The organism is uncultured Methylobacterium sp., from assembly GCF_964242245.1.
In the GTDB taxonomy this organism is placed as follows: domain Bacteria; phylum Pseudomonadota; class Alphaproteobacteria; order Rhizobiales; family Beijerinckiaceae; genus Methylobacterium.
Genome location: NZ_CAXTBY010000060.1, coordinates 7052 through 23406, shown reverse-complemented (window position 1 = coordinate 23406; position 16355 = coordinate 7052). Strand labels below are relative to the sequence as shown.

The 16355-nt window shown below is 72.9% G+C and carries 15 protein-coding genes and 1 pseudogene; 8 read left to right on the top strand and 8 right to left on the bottom strand.

Features of this window, described 5'->3' with window-relative positions; translation table 11 throughout:
• From ACFE8Y_RS13430 to ACFE8Y_RS13395, 8 genes and pseudogenes are all read left to right on the top strand, one after another.
• Window positions 1-213: pseudogene (locus ACFE8Y_RS13430) on the top strand (hypothetical protein); the annotation flags it as partial.
• Window positions 210-1076 (top strand): sugar phosphate isomerase/epimerase family protein, encoded by an 867-nt coding sequence (locus ACFE8Y_RS13425; RefSeq protein WP_375464884.1) that lies wholly within the window; start codon window positions 210-212, stop codon window positions 1074-1076. The pseudogene ACFE8Y_RS13430 and the gene ACFE8Y_RS13425, both read left to right, overlap by 4 nt.
• A 223-nt stretch (window positions 1077-1299) precedes the next feature.
• The gene (locus ACFE8Y_RS13420) at window positions 1300-2532 is read left to right on the top strand and encodes a glycosyltransferase family 4 protein (RefSeq protein ID WP_375464883.1); all 1233 of its coding nucleotides are present in this window, start codon (window positions 1300-1302) and stop codon (window positions 2530-2532) included.
• A 4-nt stretch (window positions 2533-2536) separates the two neighbouring features.
• On the top strand, window positions 2537-3298 hold the full coding sequence (locus ACFE8Y_RS13415) for a PIG-L deacetylase family protein (RefSeq protein ID WP_375464882.1): 762 nt from the start codon (window positions 2537-2539) through the stop codon (window positions 3296-3298).
• Entirely contained in the window at window positions 3285-3944 is a 660-nt protein-coding gene (locus ACFE8Y_RS13410) for a uracil-DNA glycosylase (protein ID WP_375464881.1), read from the top strand. The genes ACFE8Y_RS13415 and ACFE8Y_RS13410 overlap by 14 nt, the downstream gene beginning before the upstream one ends.
• A 219-nt stretch (window positions 3945-4163) precedes the next feature.
• Window positions 4164-5138, top strand: coding sequence for a lysylphosphatidylglycerol synthase domain-containing protein (locus ACFE8Y_RS13405; protein WP_375464880.1), 975 nt, complete (start codon window positions 4164-4166; stop codon window positions 5136-5138).
• Window positions 5139-5156: 18 nt separating this feature from the next.
• Window positions 5157-6479, top strand: coding sequence for an ATP-binding protein (locus ACFE8Y_RS13400; RefSeq protein ID WP_375464879.1), 1323 nt, complete (start codon window positions 5157-5159; stop codon window positions 6477-6479).
• Between the two features lie 34 nt (window positions 6480-6513).
• A complete protein-coding gene (locus ACFE8Y_RS13395; protein ID WP_375464878.1) occupies window positions 6514-9027 on the top strand; it encodes a copper-translocating P-type ATPase in 2514 nt (837 codons plus the stop codon).
• A 100-nt stretch (window positions 9028-9127) separates the two neighbouring features.
• Here the strand turns inward: ACFE8Y_RS13395 and ACFE8Y_RS13390 are convergent, their stop codons facing one another.
• From ACFE8Y_RS13390 to ACFE8Y_RS13355, 8 genes are all read right to left on the bottom strand, one after another.
• Entirely contained in the window at window positions 9128-10492 is a 1365-nt protein-coding gene (locus tag ACFE8Y_RS13390) for a sigma-54-dependent transcriptional regulator (protein ID WP_375464877.1), read from the bottom strand.
• Between the two features lie 75 nt (window positions 10493-10567).
• Entirely contained in the window at window positions 10568-10906 is a 339-nt protein-coding gene (gene fliN / locus ACFE8Y_RS13385; protein ID WP_375464876.1) for a flagellar motor switch protein FliN, read from the bottom strand.
• A 15-nt stretch (window positions 10907-10921) separates the two neighbouring features.
• A complete protein-coding gene (locus ACFE8Y_RS13380) occupies window positions 10922-11533 on the bottom strand; it encodes a flagellar assembly protein FliH (RefSeq protein ID WP_375464875.1) in 612 nt (203 codons plus the stop codon).
• The gene (locus tag ACFE8Y_RS13375) at window positions 11530-12582 is read right to left on the bottom strand and encodes a flagellar motor switch protein FliG (RefSeq protein WP_375464874.1); all 1053 of its coding nucleotides are present in this window, start codon (window positions 12580-12582) and stop codon (window positions 11530-11532) included. The genes ACFE8Y_RS13380 and ACFE8Y_RS13375 overlap by 4 nt, the downstream gene beginning before the upstream one ends.
• 57 nt (window positions 12583-12639) lie before the next feature.
• Window positions 12640-14247: a flagellar basal-body MS-ring/collar protein FliF gene (gene fliF / locus ACFE8Y_RS13370; RefSeq protein ID WP_375464886.1), complete on the bottom strand. Its 1608-nt coding sequence runs from the start codon at window positions 14245-14247 to the stop codon at window positions 12640-12642.
• Between the two features lie 216 nt (window positions 14248-14463).
• Window positions 14464-14739, bottom strand: coding sequence for a DUF1153 domain-containing protein (locus tag ACFE8Y_RS13365; RefSeq protein ID WP_147728884.1), 276 nt, complete (start codon window positions 14737-14739; stop codon window positions 14464-14466).
• 92 nt (window positions 14740-14831) lie between these two features.
• Complete coding sequence (locus ACFE8Y_RS13360; protein ID WP_375464873.1) at window positions 14832-15512, bottom strand: flagellar hook assembly protein FlgD; 681 nt, start codon at window positions 15510-15512, stop codon at window positions 14832-14834.
• Between the two features lie 12 nt (window positions 15513-15524).
• The coding region (locus ACFE8Y_RS13355) for a flagellar hook-length control protein FliK (RefSeq protein WP_375464872.1) at window positions 15525-16355 on the bottom strand (831 nt) is incomplete at its 5' end.

The following is a 16355-nucleotide window of genomic DNA, read 5'->3' as shown; positions in this document are numbered from 1 at the left end:
GCGCGCGACCATCCGCTGATCCGCTTCGGCACCGCGACGGAGACCCTGCGCCCGGTGCGGCTGACGCCCGAGGCCCTGGAGCGCTTCGGCGGTCAGCCGCTGTTCGACACCGCGCTGGCGGAGCGGATCGTGGGGCGCCACTATCCGCTCTACCGCGAGCCGGAATCGCACCACGCCCCGTTCCGGCTGGAGCAGCGGGGGCGCGCGGCATGACGCTCCGCTTCGCCTACAACACCAACGGTGCGGCCAACCATCGCCTCGACGACGCGATCGACCTGATCCACGCCGCGGGCTACGACGGCATCGCGCTGACGCTGGACATCCACCACCTCGACCCGTTTGCCGAGGGCTGGGCGGCGGAGGCCGGGCGGATCGCCAGTCGGCTGGAGAAGCTGGAACTCGGCTCGGTGATCGAGACCGGCGCTCGCTTCCTTCTCGACCCGCGGGCCAAGCACGAGCCGACGCTCGTCACCGCCGACGCCTCGGGCCGAGCCCGCCGCGTCGGCTTCCTCAAGCGGGCGATCGACATCGGCGCCATGCTGCGTTCCGAGGCCGTCTCGTTCTGGGCGGGCGTGCCGAGGCCGGGCGTCGATCCGGCCGAGGCGCTGGCGTGGCTCGACGAGGGCCTGAGCGAGGTCGCGGCCTACGCGATCGAGAGGGACGTCGTGCCCTGCCTGGAGCCCGAGCCGGGCATGCTGATCGAGACGCTCGACGATTTCTCCAAGCTCACGGTTCCCGGCCTGCGGCTGGCGCTCGACACCGGCCACTGCCTCGTCACCGGCGAGCGCGAGCCGGCCGCCGCCGTGCGCGAGTTCGCCGGGCGCATCGGCACCGTGGCGATCGAGGACATGGCGCGCGGCGCGCACGTCCACCTGCCGTTCGGCGAGGGCGACATGGACGTGCCCGGCGTCCTCGAAGCGCTGGAGGCGATCCGCTACGAGAAGCTGGTCTGCGTGGAGCTGTCCCGCGAGAGCCACCGCGCCGACGTGATGATCCCGCGCGCCCTCGACCACCTGCGCACCTGCCGTCGGGAGGGCCCGGGCTTGCCGGAGGATCAGGAGACCCGGCGGCAATGACGACCGGTGCCAGCATCGAGATGGCCCATGTTCGCTCGCGGACAGAGTTTTCCTCCCCCCTCCGCGACGGAGGGTGGCCCGCGAAGCGGGTCAGGAGAGGGGTGCGGCCTCTCCAGATAGCGCGCTCCCCTCACCCGACCCTTGCTCACGCGAGGGCCACCCTCTCCCGCAGAGGGAAGAGGGTTTCGCGGGCGGTGCCGGTGATTGTTCGGAAAGACGCTCCATGAGGATCTGCTTCGTCAGCCGGCGCTACTTCCCGGCGATCTCCGGCATGAGCGTCTACGCGCAGAACCTGCTGCGCGAGCTGGTCGGCGCCGGCCACGACGTGACGATGATCTCGCAGTACCGCGGCGACGCCTTCGGCACCCGGGTCTACGGCGGCGGCCCGCCCCCCCTGGTGACGGGCGTGCGGGTGATCGGCCTCGAACAATGCGGCGAGCAGGAGAGCGGCGACTTCGAGCGCGACATCGATGCGATGGTCGAGACGATCTGCGCCGAGCACGCCGCAGCGCCGTTCGATCTGCTGCACGCGCAGTACGGCTATCCCACCGGCTGGGCCGTCCTGCTGGCGTCGCGGAGGATCGGCGTCCCCAACGTGGTCTCGATCCAGGGCGGCGACGGCCACTGGGTCGGCTCCTGCTGCGAGACCCACCGGCAGGCCATGTGCGCGGTGCTGGCGCACGCCAACGCCCTGCTGATCGGCGGCGCCTCCTTCGTGGAGGAGGTCTGCGGCCGGCTCGGCGCCGATCCCGTCCGCTTCACCATCGTGCCGGGCGCGGTCGATACGGTACGGTTTTCCCGCCCGAGTGGCGTCCCGGCGCCCCACGCCGGCCCGGTGCGGCTGTTCTATCACGGCCGCGTCGATCGCCGGAAAGGCGTGCTCGACTTCATCGAGGCCTTGAGCGTCCTGCGCGATCAGGGGACCGCGTTCGCGGCGACCATCTCCGGCATCGGGCCGGACGTGGAGTCCTCGCGGGCGCTGGCGGAGAAGCTTGGGTTCACGGCCGAGGACATCCGCTTCACCGGCTACGCCGACTACGAGACCGTGCCGGCCCTGTACGGACAAGCCGACGTGTTCGTGTCGCCGACCTACGCGGAGGGCTTCTCCAACACGATCCTCGAAGCGATGGCCGCAGGGCTTGCCGTGGTCTCGACCCACGCGGTCGGCGTCTCGGACTGCCTGCGCGACGGCGAGAACGGGCTCCTGGTGATGCCCGGCGACGTGCCGGCGCTGGCCGGCGCGCTCACCCGGATCGTGACGGACGAACCCCTGCGCCGCCGCCTCGCCGCGGCCGGGCTGGAGGAGTGCCGCCGGGTCTATTCCTGGACCGCCGTCGGGCGGCAGATCATGGCGGTCTACGGGCAGGTGGTCCGCCGGCGGCCGGCGACGGAGTTCTCGGAAACGCTGCCGCACGACCCGGCCTGCCGCTTCCGGGCCGAGCCGCACCTGCTCTGACGGGATGCCGACCGCGCTCGCCCTCTCGCCCCACCTCGACGACGCCGCGTTCTCCTGCGGCGGCACGCTGGCGACCCTGGCGGAGGCCGGCTGGCGGGTGGTGATGGCGACGGTGTTCACGGGAAGCGTCGAGGCGCCCGCAGGATTTGCCCTCGCCTGCCAGCTCGACAAGGGCCTTGCCGCCACGGTCGACTACATGTGCCTGCGCCGGGCGGAGGACGAAGCCGCCGCACGGTGCCTGGGGATCGAACCGCCCCGGCACCTGCCGTTCCGCGAGGCGCCGCACCGCGGCTACGGCTCGGCGTCCGCGCTCTTTGCCGAGGTTCTGCCCGAGGATCGGATCGCCGCCGCCCTCGTACCCGCGCTCGCGGCGCTGATCGGCGAGGCCGCGCCGGACGTGATCCTCGGCCCCCAGGCGATCGGCGGCCACGTCGACCACGTCCAGGTGGCCGCGGCGATCCGCGCGGCGGCGCCGGACCGGCCGACGCTGTGGTGGCGGGATTTTCCCTACACCGTGCGCAGCGCGGTGCCGCGGGCGCCGCTGCGCGCCCTGTTCTCGGGCCTGCCCACCCGCACGGTCGGCCTCGATGCGGAGGTCCGGGCACGCAAGGCCGAGGCGTGCGCGGCCTACGCCACGCAGATCGGCTTCCAGTTCGGCGGTCGCGCAGGGCTGATGGGGCGGCTCTCCGAGGAGAACGGCCGCGAGCGGTTCTCGGTCACGGGCGCTCTGCCGGCGGACTTTCCCGGACGCGATGCGGCCGCCTGAGCCGGACTATCCTAAGAGCCTCGCGGACCCGGCCGTGCTCGCGGCCCGGCGCGCCCTGCGCGGCGCGGCCCACGTCGCGCCCCTGCGCGCGCTGGCAGACGCCATCGCGGCGGAGACGGGCGCGCCCGTGCCCGATGCCGACCCGCTGGACGGCGGCGTCGGCGCACGCCTCCTGCTCCTGCTGGAGACGCCGGGGCCGGCGATCTTCCGCACCGGCTTCGTCTCCCAGGACAACGCCACCGGCACCGCGGCGAACCTGTTCCGGTTCCTGCGCGAGGCGGGCATCGCCCGGCGCGACACGCTGATCTGGAACGCGATCCCCTGGGTGATCCACGCCGAGGGCGCGCTCAACCGCGCGCCGCGCCGGTCGGAGGTGCGCGCCGCGAGCCCCCGCCTCGCCCCGCTCCTCGCCCTGCTGCCCAACTTGGCCGTCGTGGTGCTTGCCGGGCGCGTCGCGGGCGAGGCGCGCACCGCGCTGGCAACCCTGAGGCCGGACGTGCCGATCATCGGCGTCCCCCATCCGAGCCCGACCTACGTCTGCACCTCGCCCCAGGTCCCGGCGCGCATCCGCGCGGGCTTGCACGAGGCGGCCGTCATCCTGCGGACACGGGCCGGGCACACGAGCGGGCTCGATCGACCGGCGTGACGGCGGCAGGGCGGGCCGCGGCGGTCGCTGGCCTTGGAGCGCCGATGGTCCTAAATGCGGGGCGACGGGCCGCGGCTCGGAAGACATCCGGCATCGCCGCAGCCTGCTCCTCGGGCCGGACGGGCCATCCCGGGGAGGCGGGCGCCGATCGGAATGAATGTCCAGGACCAGCATCGACGCGCGGGCGATCGCGCCGAGCCGATCGCGCCCGGGACGGCGATGGCCCCCGCGGACCGGCCGGCACGCGGGCGCGGCCGAAGCCGCTATGCCTGGATCGGCACGGCGGCCAGCCTCGTCCTGTTCGCGGTCTCGCTCGGGGTGCTGTGGAAGCTCGTCCAGACCGTCACCTGGGCCGAACTGCGCCAAGCCTTCGTCGAGGCCGGCTCGGACCAGCTCGGCCTCGCCTTCGCGTTCGTGCTGGTGAGCTACCTCTTCCTCACCGGCTACGATGCCCTGGCGCTCCGCCAGCTCAAGCTGAAGGTGCCCTATCGGATCACCGCCCTCGCCTCGTTCACGAGCTACGCCGTGAGCTTCACCCTCGGCTTCCCGCTGCTGACGGCCGGCACGATCCGCTACTGGATCTACGCGCGCCACGGGCTGACGGCGGCCAAGATCGCGGCCTTGACCGTGATCGCCGGCTTCACCTTCTGGCTGGGCATGGGCGTGGTGCTGGGCCTGAGCCTCATCGTCGAGGCGGGGCAGCTCGCGGGGCTGGCCTTCACCTCGATCCGGATCAACCAGGGCGTGGGGCTGGCCGCGCTTGCCTCGGTGCTGGGCTACCTCGCCTGGGTGTCGGCCAAGCGGCGCAGCGTCACCGTGCGGCACTGGCGGCTGGAACTGCCGGGGGCCTCGGTGTCGCTGGGCCAGATGGTGGTCGGCATCGGCGACGTCTGCGCGGCAGCCGCCGTGCTCTACGTCCTGCTGCCGGAAGGTCTGACCCTCGGCTTCACCACCTTCCTCGCGATCTACGTGCTCGCGGCGATGCTCGGCATCGCCTCGAACGCGCCGGGCGGCCTCGGCGTGTTCGAGGCGACGATCCTGCTCGCCCTCTCCAGCCTGCCGCGGGATCAGGTGCTCGGCTCGCTGCTGCTGTTCCGGGTCTGCTACTACGTCGTCCCCTTCGCCACCGCGCTCGCCATGCTCGGCGCCTACGAGATCGCGCGGCGGGCCGGGCGCGCCCGCGACGCGCCGTGATCCCGGCCGTCCCCGGCCATGCCTGAGGCCGCGCGCAGGCGGTCCGCCTGGACCGGGGCGGCGGTGGCCGTCGGACTCCTCGGCGTCATCGCCCATCACGCCGGTATCCTCGACGGTCCGGCGATCGCGGCGGGGCTGGCGGCGATCTGCGTCGGCGGCCTCCTCGGTGCCCTCGGGCGCGCTTCGATCGCTGCGGCGCCGAACCCGATCGCCGCCGACCGGCACGCGGTGGCCGAGGCGCTGCTCGCCAACATCCCCGACCCGGTGATCCTGGTGGACCGCCGCGCCGTGGTGATCGAGGCGAACCCGGCAGCCCGGGCGCTCCTGCCGGCGCTGCGCCTGCGCCACCCGCTCTCCTTCGCCCTGCGCACCCCGGACGTCCTCGACGCGGTCGAGGACGTCCTGCGCACCGGCGCCCCGTCGCGGACGACCTACGCCGTGCGCGTGCCGACCGAACGCGCCTTCGAGGTGCAGATCGGGGCCCTTCCGCGGCCGGACGGCGGCCAGCCGAACGTCGTGCTGTTCCTGCGCGATCTCACCGCCGCCCGCCGCCTCGAAGCGATGCGGGTCGATTTCGTCGCCAATGCCAGCCACGAGCTGCGCACGCCGCTCGCCTCGCTCATGGGTTTCATCGAGACCCTGCAGGGGCCAGCCCGCCACGACGCTCCGGCCCGTGAGCGCTTCCTCGCGATCATGCACAGCCAAGCGCAGCGCATGACGCGGCTGATCGACGATCTGCTGTCGCTGTCGCGGATCGAGCTGCGCGAGCACCTCGCGCCGACGCAGGTGGTCGATCTCGGGACGATCGCCCGCCAGATGGTCGACGCTCAGGGCGCCCTCGCGGTCGGGCGCGGCATCGCGATCACGCTGGAGGCGCGGGGGACCTTCCCCGTCCTCGGCGAGCCGGACGAATTGCTGCGGGTGGTCGAGAACCTGATCGAGAACGCGGTGAAGTACGGCGGCCGCAGCGTCGTCGTCGGCCTCGCCCGCACCGAGGACGCGACGCGCGGGCGCCAGGTCGCGCTCAGCGTCCGCGACGACGGCCCCGGCATCGCGCCCGAGCACCTGCCGCGGCTGACCGAGCGCTTCTACCGCGTCGACGTGGCGTCCAGCCGCCAGAAAGGCGGCACCGGTCTCGGCCTCGCGATCGTCAAGCACAGCCTCAACCGCCACCGCGGCCGGCTCGCCGTCGAGAGCACGGTCGGCGCGGGCACGACGGTCCGCGTCACCCTGCCGGAGGCTCCTCCGGCCACGGACGGCGAGACCGCACAGGCGCCGATCACGGGCAGGTCCGGCGCCGCCGCACCGCCGGCACCGCGCGAGCGGAACCCGGCCCCTTGACCTTCCCATGATGGGACGCTCCACATCCCCTCGCATGAGCAGCCCCACGGATACGATCGCGCCCGTCAGCGTCCCCGTCGCAGGGCTGTCCTGCGCGTCCTGCGTCGGGCGCGTCGAGCGGGCGCTGTCCGCGCTGCCCGGCGCGCGCGACGTATCGGTCAACCTCGCCACCGGGCGGGCGAGCCTCGTGCCCGGTCCCGGGACCACGCCGACCGAGATCACTGATGCGATCACCCGGGCAGGCTACGCGGTGCCGGAGACCGAGACCGTGCTCGACATCGCGGGCCTGTCCTGCGCGTCCTGCGTCGGCCGCGTCGAGGGGGCGCTGGCCGGCGTCGCAGGCGTCGCGTCCGCGAGCGTCAACCTCGCGACCGCACGGGCGACGGTCCGTCACGCCGAGGGCATCGTCCCGGCGCACGCCCTCGTCGCGGCAGTCGCGGCGGCCGGCTACCGTGCGACGGTCGCCGCCGCGGCCTCGTCGGCGGACCACGAGACGCGGCGCGAGGCCGAGGCCCTGACGCTCCGCCGCGACCTGATCGTGGCCGCGTCCCTGTCGGCGCCGATCGTCGTCCTCGACATGGGGGGCCATCTCGTCCCCGGCTTCCATCACGCCGCGGAGAACCTGCTCGGCGCGTCGGGCGGCGCGTGGCTCCAGGCGCTTCTCGCGACCCTCGTCCTGGCGTGGCCCGGCCGCCGCTTCTTCGCCCGCGGCCTGCCGGGGCTGGTGCGCGGGCATCCCGACATGAACGCGCTGGTCGCGCTGGGGTCCGGGGCGGCCTACCTCTTCTCACTGGTGTCGGCCGTCGGTCCCGGCCTGCTGCCCGCGGGGACGGCGCAGCTCTACTTCGAGGCGTCCGTCCTCATCGTCACCCTGATCCTGCTCGGCCGCAGCCTGGAAGCCCGCGCCAGGAGCCGAACCGGTGCAGCGATCGCCCGGCTGATGGACCTCGCCCCGAAGACCGCCCGAACCTTGCGCGACGGCGTCGAAACCGAGGTGGCGCTCGCAATGCTCAGGGTCGGCGACATCGTCCGCGTCCGCCCCGGCGAGCAGATCGCGGCCGACGGCACCGTGGTGTCGGGCGCGAGCTTCGTCGACGAGAGCATGGTCACGGGCGAATCCGCCCCCGTGCGCAAGGGCGTGGGTGTCGCGGTCGTCGGCGGAACGCTCAACGGCCGCGGCAGCCTCGACATGCGGGTCGGCGCGGTCGGGGAGACGACCGTGCTGGCGCAGATCGCCCGGATGGTGGAGGCCGCGCAAGGGGCCAAGCTCCCGATCCAGGCGCTGGTCGATCGCGTCACCGGCCGCTTCGTGCCGGCGGTGATCCTCGTCTCGGTCGCGACCTTCCTCGCGTGGCTCGCGCTGGCGCCGGCGCCCGCCCTCGGCACGGCCCTGGTGCACGCCATCGCGGTGCTGATCATCGCCTGCCCCTGCGCCATGGGGCTCGCGACGCCGACCTCGATCATGGTCGGCACCGGCCGCGCGGCCGAGCGCGGCATCCTCTTCCGCAACGGCGCCGCCCTCCAGGGGCTGCGCGACGTGAAGGTCGTGGCGCTGGACAAGACCGGGACCCTCACCGAGGGCCGCCCGCGCCTCACCGACCTCCGCGCCGCGCCCGGCATCGCGGAGGGCGAGGTCCTGGCCCTGGCGGCATCCGTGGAATCCCGCTCGGAGCATCCGATCGCGGGGGCGATCACTGCGGCGGCACGGGAGCGCGGCCTCGCCCCGGTGGCGTGCGAGGACTTCGACGCGGTCGCCGGCTACGGCGTGACCGGCTCCGTCGCCGGCCGCGCGGTCGCGGTCGGCGCGGCCCGCCTCCTCGACACGCTCGGCATCGCGATCGACGCGTCGCTTGCGGCCGAGGCGGCGCGCCTCGCCGCGGCCGGCCGCAGCCCCGTCCACGTCGCCATCGATGAGCGCCACGCCGCCGTGCTGGCGGTGGCCGACCCGGTCAAGGCCGGCGCCTGCGAGGCCGTGGCGGCCCTGCGCGCGCTGGGGCTCGCCGTCGCGATGGTCACCGGCGACGACCGCCGGACCGCCGAGGGCGTCGCCCGCGCCCTCGGGATCGCGGCGGTCGAGGCCGAGGTGCTGCCCGGCGGCAAGCGCGAGGCGGTGCGGCGCCTGCGCGCGGCCCACGGCGCGGTCGCCTTCGTCGGCGACGGCATCAACGACGCGCCGGCGCTCGCCGAAGCCGACGTCGGGCTCGCCATCGGCACCGGCACGGACATCGCCGTGGAGAGCGCCGACGTGGTGCTGATGGCCGGCTCCCTCGACGCCCTCGTCGAGGCGATCGCCCTGTCGCGAAGGGTGATGCGCAACATCCGCCAGAACCTGTTCTGGGCGTTCGCCTACAACGTCGCCCTGATCCCGGTGGCGGCGGGCGCGCTGGCCCCCCTCGGCGGGCCGACCCTCTCGCCGGTGCTGGCCGCCGGCGCCATGGCTCTGTCGAGCGTCTTCGTGCTCGGCAATGCCCTGCGCCTGCGACGCGCCGGCGGCCAGCCGACGATCGCCCCGGCGGCCTCGTCCGAACCCGCCGCGAGGCCCGCGTGAGCGGCCCTCCGGTGACCATCCGCCCGCCGCCTCGGCGCGTCGACGCCGGCTGAAGGCCGGCGCGGCCGGGCGTTGAGGTCATCGCGGACGCCGACCGCCGTCAACCGTAAGCGGCCAGCGCCCGGGCGCTGCCCGGCTCGGCGACGTCGAGCCCCGCGCCGACGTACTCGTTGAGCTTGTTGCGCAGCGTCCGGATCGAGATCCCGAGGATCTTGGCCGCGTGGGTGCGGTTGCCGAGGCAGTGGTCAAGGGTGTCGAGGATCAGGTCGCACTCGACCTGCGCCACGGTACGCCCGACGAGGCCGCGGGTCGCGGCCTCTGCCACCTGCGCCGCCCGCGTCGCGGCGCTCGCCGGCGCCGCGATGGCATCGCCCTCCGGCGTCATGATCGCATCGGCGGCGATCTCGGGGCCGGAGGCGAGCAGCACCGCCCGGTGCAGGGTGTTCTCCAGTTCGCGCACGTTGCCGCGCCAGGGGTTGCGGGTGACGACGCCCTGCGCCGCGAGCCCGAGCGGGCGGAACGGCAGGCCGTTCACCGCGGCGTACTTCTTGGCGAAGTGGGCGGCCAGTTCGAGGATGTCGGCCGGGCGCTCGCGCAGCGGCGGCAGGCGCAGGTGGACGACGTTCAGGCGGTAGAACAGGTCCTCGCGGAACGTCCCCTTGCGGACCTCGTCGGCGAGGTTGCGGTTCGAGGTGGCGAGCACGCGGATGTCCACCTTGACCGGGGCGGACCCGCCGACCCGGTCGATCACCCGCTCCTGGAGCGCCCGCAGCAGCTTCGATTGCAGGCGCACGTCCATCTCGGAGATCTCGTCCAGCAGCAGCGTGCCGCCGTTGGCCTCCTCGAACCGGCCGATGCGGCGCGCCACGGCGCCGGTGAACGCGCCCTTCTCGTGGCCGAACAGCTCGGATTCGAGGAGCGCCTCGGGGATCGCCGCGCAGTTGACCGAGACGAAGGGCTTGCCGGTGCGAGCCGACTTGGCGTGGACGTGGCGCGCCAGCACCTCCTTGCCCGTGCCGCTCTCGCCGGTGATCAGCACGGAGGCCTCCGAGCGCGCGACCTGCTCGGCCAAGCGCACCACGCGCTCCATCGACGCGTCGCGCCAGACGAAGGCGCGCCCGTCTGCCGAGACCGCCTCCAGCACCGCGGCGATCAAGTCCGGGTCCGGGGGAAGGGGGATGTACTCCTTGGCACCCGCCTGGATCGCGGCGACCGCGGCCCGGGCGTCGGTCGCGACGCCGCAGGCCACGACCGGCGTGCGGATGCGCTCTTCGGCCAAGGCCGTGACGAGGTCGCGGACCGAGAGGGCCACGTCGATCATGATCAGGTCGGCGCCCTTCGCGCGCAGGACGCTGAGCCCCTGCACGACGCTGTCGGCCTGGGTCACCGCCGCGCCGCGGCTCATGGCGATCTTCGAGGCGGTGATCAGCTCGCCGTTGAGCCGTCCGATGATCAAGAGCCGCATGGCGGTGTCTCCGTTGTCCTGTCAGCGATCGCGGCACTCCGCGACCGGTCCCCGTCGGAATCGACCCGGCTTCGATCAGTGATCGCCCTTGACGATCTCGGTCATGGTCACGCCGAGGCGGTCGTCGACCAGCACGACCTCGCCGCGGGCGACGAGGCGGTTGTTGACGAAGATGTCGATCGCCTCGCCGACCTTGCGATCGAGTTCGAGCACCGCGCCGGGCGCCAGGCGCAGCAGGTCGCCGATCGGCATCCGCGCGGCGCCGAGCACCGCCGAGACCACCACGGGCACGTCGAAGAGCTGTTCGAGGTCCGAGGCGGTCTTGGGCGTCGTCGGCGCATCGCGGATCGAGTCCGGGCTTACGAAGGCCGGATCGTGGTCGCCGAGCTGGGGCAGGCTGAAATCGTCGGACATGGGGTTCGATCTCGTTCAGGGGGGGTCGAGCGCGTCGCCGCCGAGGGCGTCGAGGATCGCCGCCTCGATGCGGGCGCGCTCGCGCACGATGCCGCCGTCGGCCCACTCGATGCGGGCATCGCCCGGCGCCATGTCGGGGTCGCCGAGGACGACGAGCCGGCCTTCGTAGCCGCGCTCGCGGGCGAGCCGCTTCATCAGGCCCTCCGCCTCCTCGACGAGGGCGTCGTGGACGCGGACCACGAGGTGGGGCACGCCGCGCAGGTGCTGGAGGGCGGTGCGCGCCGCCTCGCCGATCGCGGCGAGCGGGCGCGCGTCGAGGGCCTCCCCGGCGATCCGGCGGGCGAGCATCACCGCGACCGCGACGGCCTGGGCCTCGCGCTCGGCGTCGCGCGCGTCGGCCTGGGCGAGCAGGCCCGCGGCGGCCAGCGCGAGGCGCGTCATCGCGTCGGACAGGCGCCCCTGGACCTGCGCCTCCGCCTGGGCGCGGCCCTCCTGCACCCCGCGGGCATGGGCGAGCACGGCCGCGTGATCGGCGGCTTCAGCCGCGCGCACGCTCTCCCGGCTCGGCTGCGGCCGGCGGAAGTCGGTCTCGAACAGGAACGGCGTCGTGGTCTTGAAGGCGTTCAATAGACCAGCTCCTCCTCGGCGCTGTTCTTGGCGATCATGATCTCGCCCTTCTCGGCGAGATCCTTGGCGATCTCGGTCATCTTGGTCTGGGCCTCGTCCACCTCCTTCAGGCGGATCGGGCCGATCGAGCCCATCTCGTCGGTGAGGTTCTTGGCCGCGCGCGTCGACATCTGCTTCATGAAGAAGCCGCGGACGCGCTCGTCGGCCCCCTTCAGCGCCCGGCACAGGGTCTCGTTGTCGACCTTGCGCATCAGGGTCTGGACGCTGCCCGGGTCGAGCTTGAGGAGATCCTCGAAGGTGAACATCAGCTCGCGGATGCGCTTGGCCGAGCCGCGGTTGGCTTGGTCGAGGGCGGCCAGGAAGCGTCCCTCCGTCTGCCGGTCGAAGGCGTTGAACACGTCGGCCATCATCTCGTGCGCGTCGCGGCGGGTGGTCTGCGCAATGGTGGCGACGAACTCGACGCGCAGCGTCTCCTCGATGTGGCGCAGCGCCTCCTTCTGCACCGTCTCCATCCGCAGCATGCGGTTGAGCACGTCGATGGCGAAATCCTCGGGCAGCAGCGTGAGAACCTTGGCCGCGTAGTCCGAGCGCACCTTGGAGAGCACGACGGCCACCGTCTGCGGGTACTCGTTGCGCAGGAACGAGGCCAGGATCTCCGGATCGACCTGGGCGATGCTCGCCCAGACCCGCTTGCCGGAGGCGCCCTTGATCTCGGCCATGATCATCGAGACCTGCTCGGAGGGGAAGATCTTCAGGAGCAGCGACTCGGTCCGCTCGAAGTTCGAGGTGATGCCCCCGCCGGACGAGAGCCGCGAGACGAAATCGATGATCAGCTTCTCGATGGTCTCCGCCTCCAGGGAGCCGAGCTGGACCATGGCGTGCGAGACCTTCTTGACCTCGTCCTCCTCGAGGAGCTGCCAGATCGGCGCGCCCTCGGCCTCGCCGAGCAGCAGCAGCAGGGCGGCGGCGCGCTGAGGTCCCGGCATCGACGCGAACGCCGAACCGCCGATCCCCTGCAAAGCCTGCTCAACGCCCGCGCCCGCCGCCATCGTTCCCCTATCCTCTCAGGTTGGCCGCCGTTCCGCCCGCGGCGGCCGGCCTCGCGCTCAGGTCGTTTCCTGGATCCAGTTGCGCAGCACCTCCACGGTCTCGGAGGGGCTGGCGCGGACCATGTCGACGACGCGCTGCACCGTCTCCGCCTGGATCTGCCCGTTGATCTTGGCGAACTCCATGAGCTTGGCGGTCTGGCTCTCGCGCGGCATCGGCAGCGCGCCGCCGGTCGCGTCGATGGCGGCCGCCTCGGGCGCCGGCAGCATCGCGGCGGCCGGATCGGAGGCGAGGACCCGGCGCAGGAGCGGGCGTACGACGGCGAGCAGGACGATCAGCGTCAGCAGCGCCAGCACGCCGAGCTCGACCATGCGCAGCACGTCCTCCTTGGTCGGGCTCAGCAGCGACTGCACCAGGGACGGCTCCACGAAGTCGGGGCTCGCCGGCGCCTCGGCGAAGCGCAGGTTGACCACCTCGACCTGGTCGCCGCGCGCCTTGTCGAAGCCGACGGTGCTGCGCACCAGCGCCGCGATCCGCTCGATCTCGGCCGCCGGCCGGGGCTGGTAGACGCTCCTGCCGTCCGGGCCCGGCGCGTAGGCCCCATCGACCAGCACCGCCACCGAGAGGCGCTTGACGCGCCCGCCCTCGACCACCTCGGTCTTGGTGACGCGGGAGATCTCGTAGTTCGTCGTCTCCTCGTTCTTGTTCGAGGAATCCTTCGACGCCGCCGGCTTGTCCTGGTTGGCGCCGGGCAGTTCGTTGCCGACGGTGACCGCGCCCTCGGCGCCGGCGGTGAGCGAGGCTTCGGTGCGGGTCTGGCTGGAGCGAACGACCCGGCTCTCCGGGTCGAAGGTCTCCGAGCGGCTCTCGACGCGGTTCAGGTCGAGCTCGGCCGAGACCTGAATCCGGGCGCGCCCCGCGCCGACGATGCCTGCGACGATCTCCTCGATCTGCGCGCGCAGGCGGCGCTCCAGGCCGGTCTGCTTCTCCTCGAACCCGCCGCCCTCCGCCTCGGCCCCGCGCGCGCCGTCGGCCAGCAGCCGTCCGCGCTCGTCGACGATCGAGACGCGCTCGGGCTTCAGGCCCTCGACGGCGGAGGCCGCGAGGTGGCGGATCGCGCGGACTTGGCTCATGTCGAGGTCGCCCATCAGCTTGAGGACGATCGCGGCGCTGGGGCTCTCGCGGTCGCGCTCGAACAGGCGGCGCTCCGGCAGCACGAGGTGGACGCGGGCCGCCTGGACCCGGCCGATGGCCCGGATCGAGCGGGCGAGCTCGCCTTCCAGCGCCCGCAGGTGGTTCACGTTCTGGACGAAGTTGGTCGACGAGAAGGCGTCGCCCTTGTCGAAGATCTCGTAGCCGACGCCGGCCTGGGTGGGCAGGCCCTTGCCGGCCAAGTCCATGCGCAGGCGGGCCAAGTCGGCGCGCGGGGCCATGATCGTCTGGCCGGCATCGCCCCGGGTCTCGTAGCGCAGACCGCGGGCGTCGAGGTCGCGGATCACGGCGGCCGAGTCCGACATCGACAGGTCGGCGAACAGCACGCCCATGTCGGGGCGGGAGACGCGCAGGATGACAAAGGCGAAGAAGCCGATCAGCGTCAGCGTCACCGCCGCCATGGCAGCGAGCCGAGCGGGTCCAAGCTTCGTGACGAGATCGAGAACCGGCTTCACGGTTTGTACGCGCCCACCCAGGGCGGCGTCGAACACGAGGCCGCCCGGCAAAACTTGCCGGCTTCGTGGTTAGCGCGCGGTTAACGCAGGCGGGCGTCCCGGCCGACCGTCCGGCCCGTAGCAGCGAAGCCGCACCCGCATGGCAGCGGATACGGCTTGGCGAAGTTCCGCGGCGCCCGTGCGGAGCGCACCGCGCCGGGATCGATCCCACGGCATTCAGTGACGGTAATGCTGGATGCGCGTGGTGCGCAGGCCGGCAAGGCCGTGCTGGTCGATCGAGAACTGCCAGCTCAGGAATTCCTCGGTGGTGAGGGTGTAGCGCTGGCAGGCCTCCTCGAGGCTGAGGAGGCCGCCGCGGACGGCGGCCACCACTTCGGCCTTCCGGCGGATCACCCAGCGGCGGGTGCTCGTCGGCGGCAGATCGGCGATCGTCAGGGGGCTTCCGTCGGGCCCGATCACGTACTTCACTCTCGGGCGGTGCGGTTCGGTCATGATACGCTCTACAAATCGACTGACCTGTCGAGCTGCGAAGGTACTTGCGCGGACTTAAAACATGTTGAAGCCACTCGTTCGGATGTGATTCGTCACCCCGAGGTTGTGGACAACCCGATGGTGGTGACGCTCGACAGGGGCACCCGCGCGCTGCCGATGATCAGCACCGGGCTCGTCCCGCTGAGGTCGACCTCGTCCACGGTGCCGCTGGTCGCGGTGGCGACGGCGACGCTCGCGCCGGTGGCGTCGGTCGCCGAGACCTTGATCGCGTAGGTGCCCTCGGCCGAGGCGAGGCCGGAGGAGTTCTTCCCGTTCCACGTGAAGGTCTGGCTGCCGGCGGCCAGCGAGGTGGTCTGCGTGCCGACGATGTTGCCCTTGGCGTCCGAGATCGTCACCACCGCCTTGGTGGCCGCGCGGGCCGGCGTGAGGTTCCAGGTCGCCGAGCCGTCCTTCAGGTCGGCGGTGGTGCCGTCCGTGGTCACCGTCTTGCCGATGTAGCTCGTCGCCGAGGCCGAACTCGCCGCCTTGCTGCTCGCCAGGATGCTGTCGAGGCGGTCGTTGCCCTTCAACTGCTGCTCGACCTGCGCGAACTGCACCAGTTGCTGGGTGAACTGGTTGGTGTCCATCGGGTCGAGCGGGTTCTGGTTCTTGAGCTGCGTCGTCAGCAGCGTCAGGAACTGGGTGAAGTTGCCCGCGATCTCGGTCGACGATCCGGACGCGCTCGTCTGCGACGTGGAGGCGAGGCTCGACAGGCTGGCAATGCCCGATGTCATGGTGGTGTCTCCTCAGATCCAAATGTCGAGGCCGCCGAGGCCGCGTAGAAGGTGCAGGGAACCGGCCTCGGCGGCCGGGTCCCCGGCAGCGAGGCTCGGCAGGGCAATGCCGCGGTCGGGCGGCGCATCGCGCTGCCCGCCCTGGCCGCCCCCGCCGCCGTCGCCGCGCAGCGACAGGTTGATGCCGCCCTCGGATGGGTCGAGCCCGGCCTGCGACAGCGCCTGCTGAAGGCTGCCGGCGTCGCGCTGCAGCATCGCCAGGGTGTCGATGCGCTCGACCACGAGGTGGGTCGTCACGCTCCCGCGCTCCTTGTCGATGTCGAGCCTCACGTCGATCCGACCGAGCTCGGCCGGATCGAGGCGGATCTCGAACCGGCTCGATCCGGCGAGCGAGCGCAGGCCGATCGTCATCGGCACCTGCCCGAGGGGTACGGCGGCGTAGGCCTGCGCGGCGGCCCGCTCCGGGACGGCGCTCGCGCCGCTCGTGCCGGAAGCCGGCAGCGTCGGCTTGGCCGCGGCGTCCGGCGGCGGAGGAGCCGGAACCGCGTCGATCGGTGCCGTGGGGTCGTCGGAGTTCTTCGCGGTGTCGGCAGTCGCGTCGATATCCGTGGCGGTCTCGGCGCGCGCGCCGAGCCGCCCGGCGATGCTCCTGACAGGGACGCCCGGTTCCGTTCGCACCGCCGCCACGGCCGGCGTCGGCGGCTTGCCCGCGGCCCCGGCCGGGCCGGTACCGTCACCCGCCGCCGCCGAAGGCACGAATGGCGCGACGTCGAGGGTGATGGGCGACGGTGCCGTGAGGTCCGCCCGATCGGGCCGTACCGGATCGGAGGTGTCGGCGCTCCT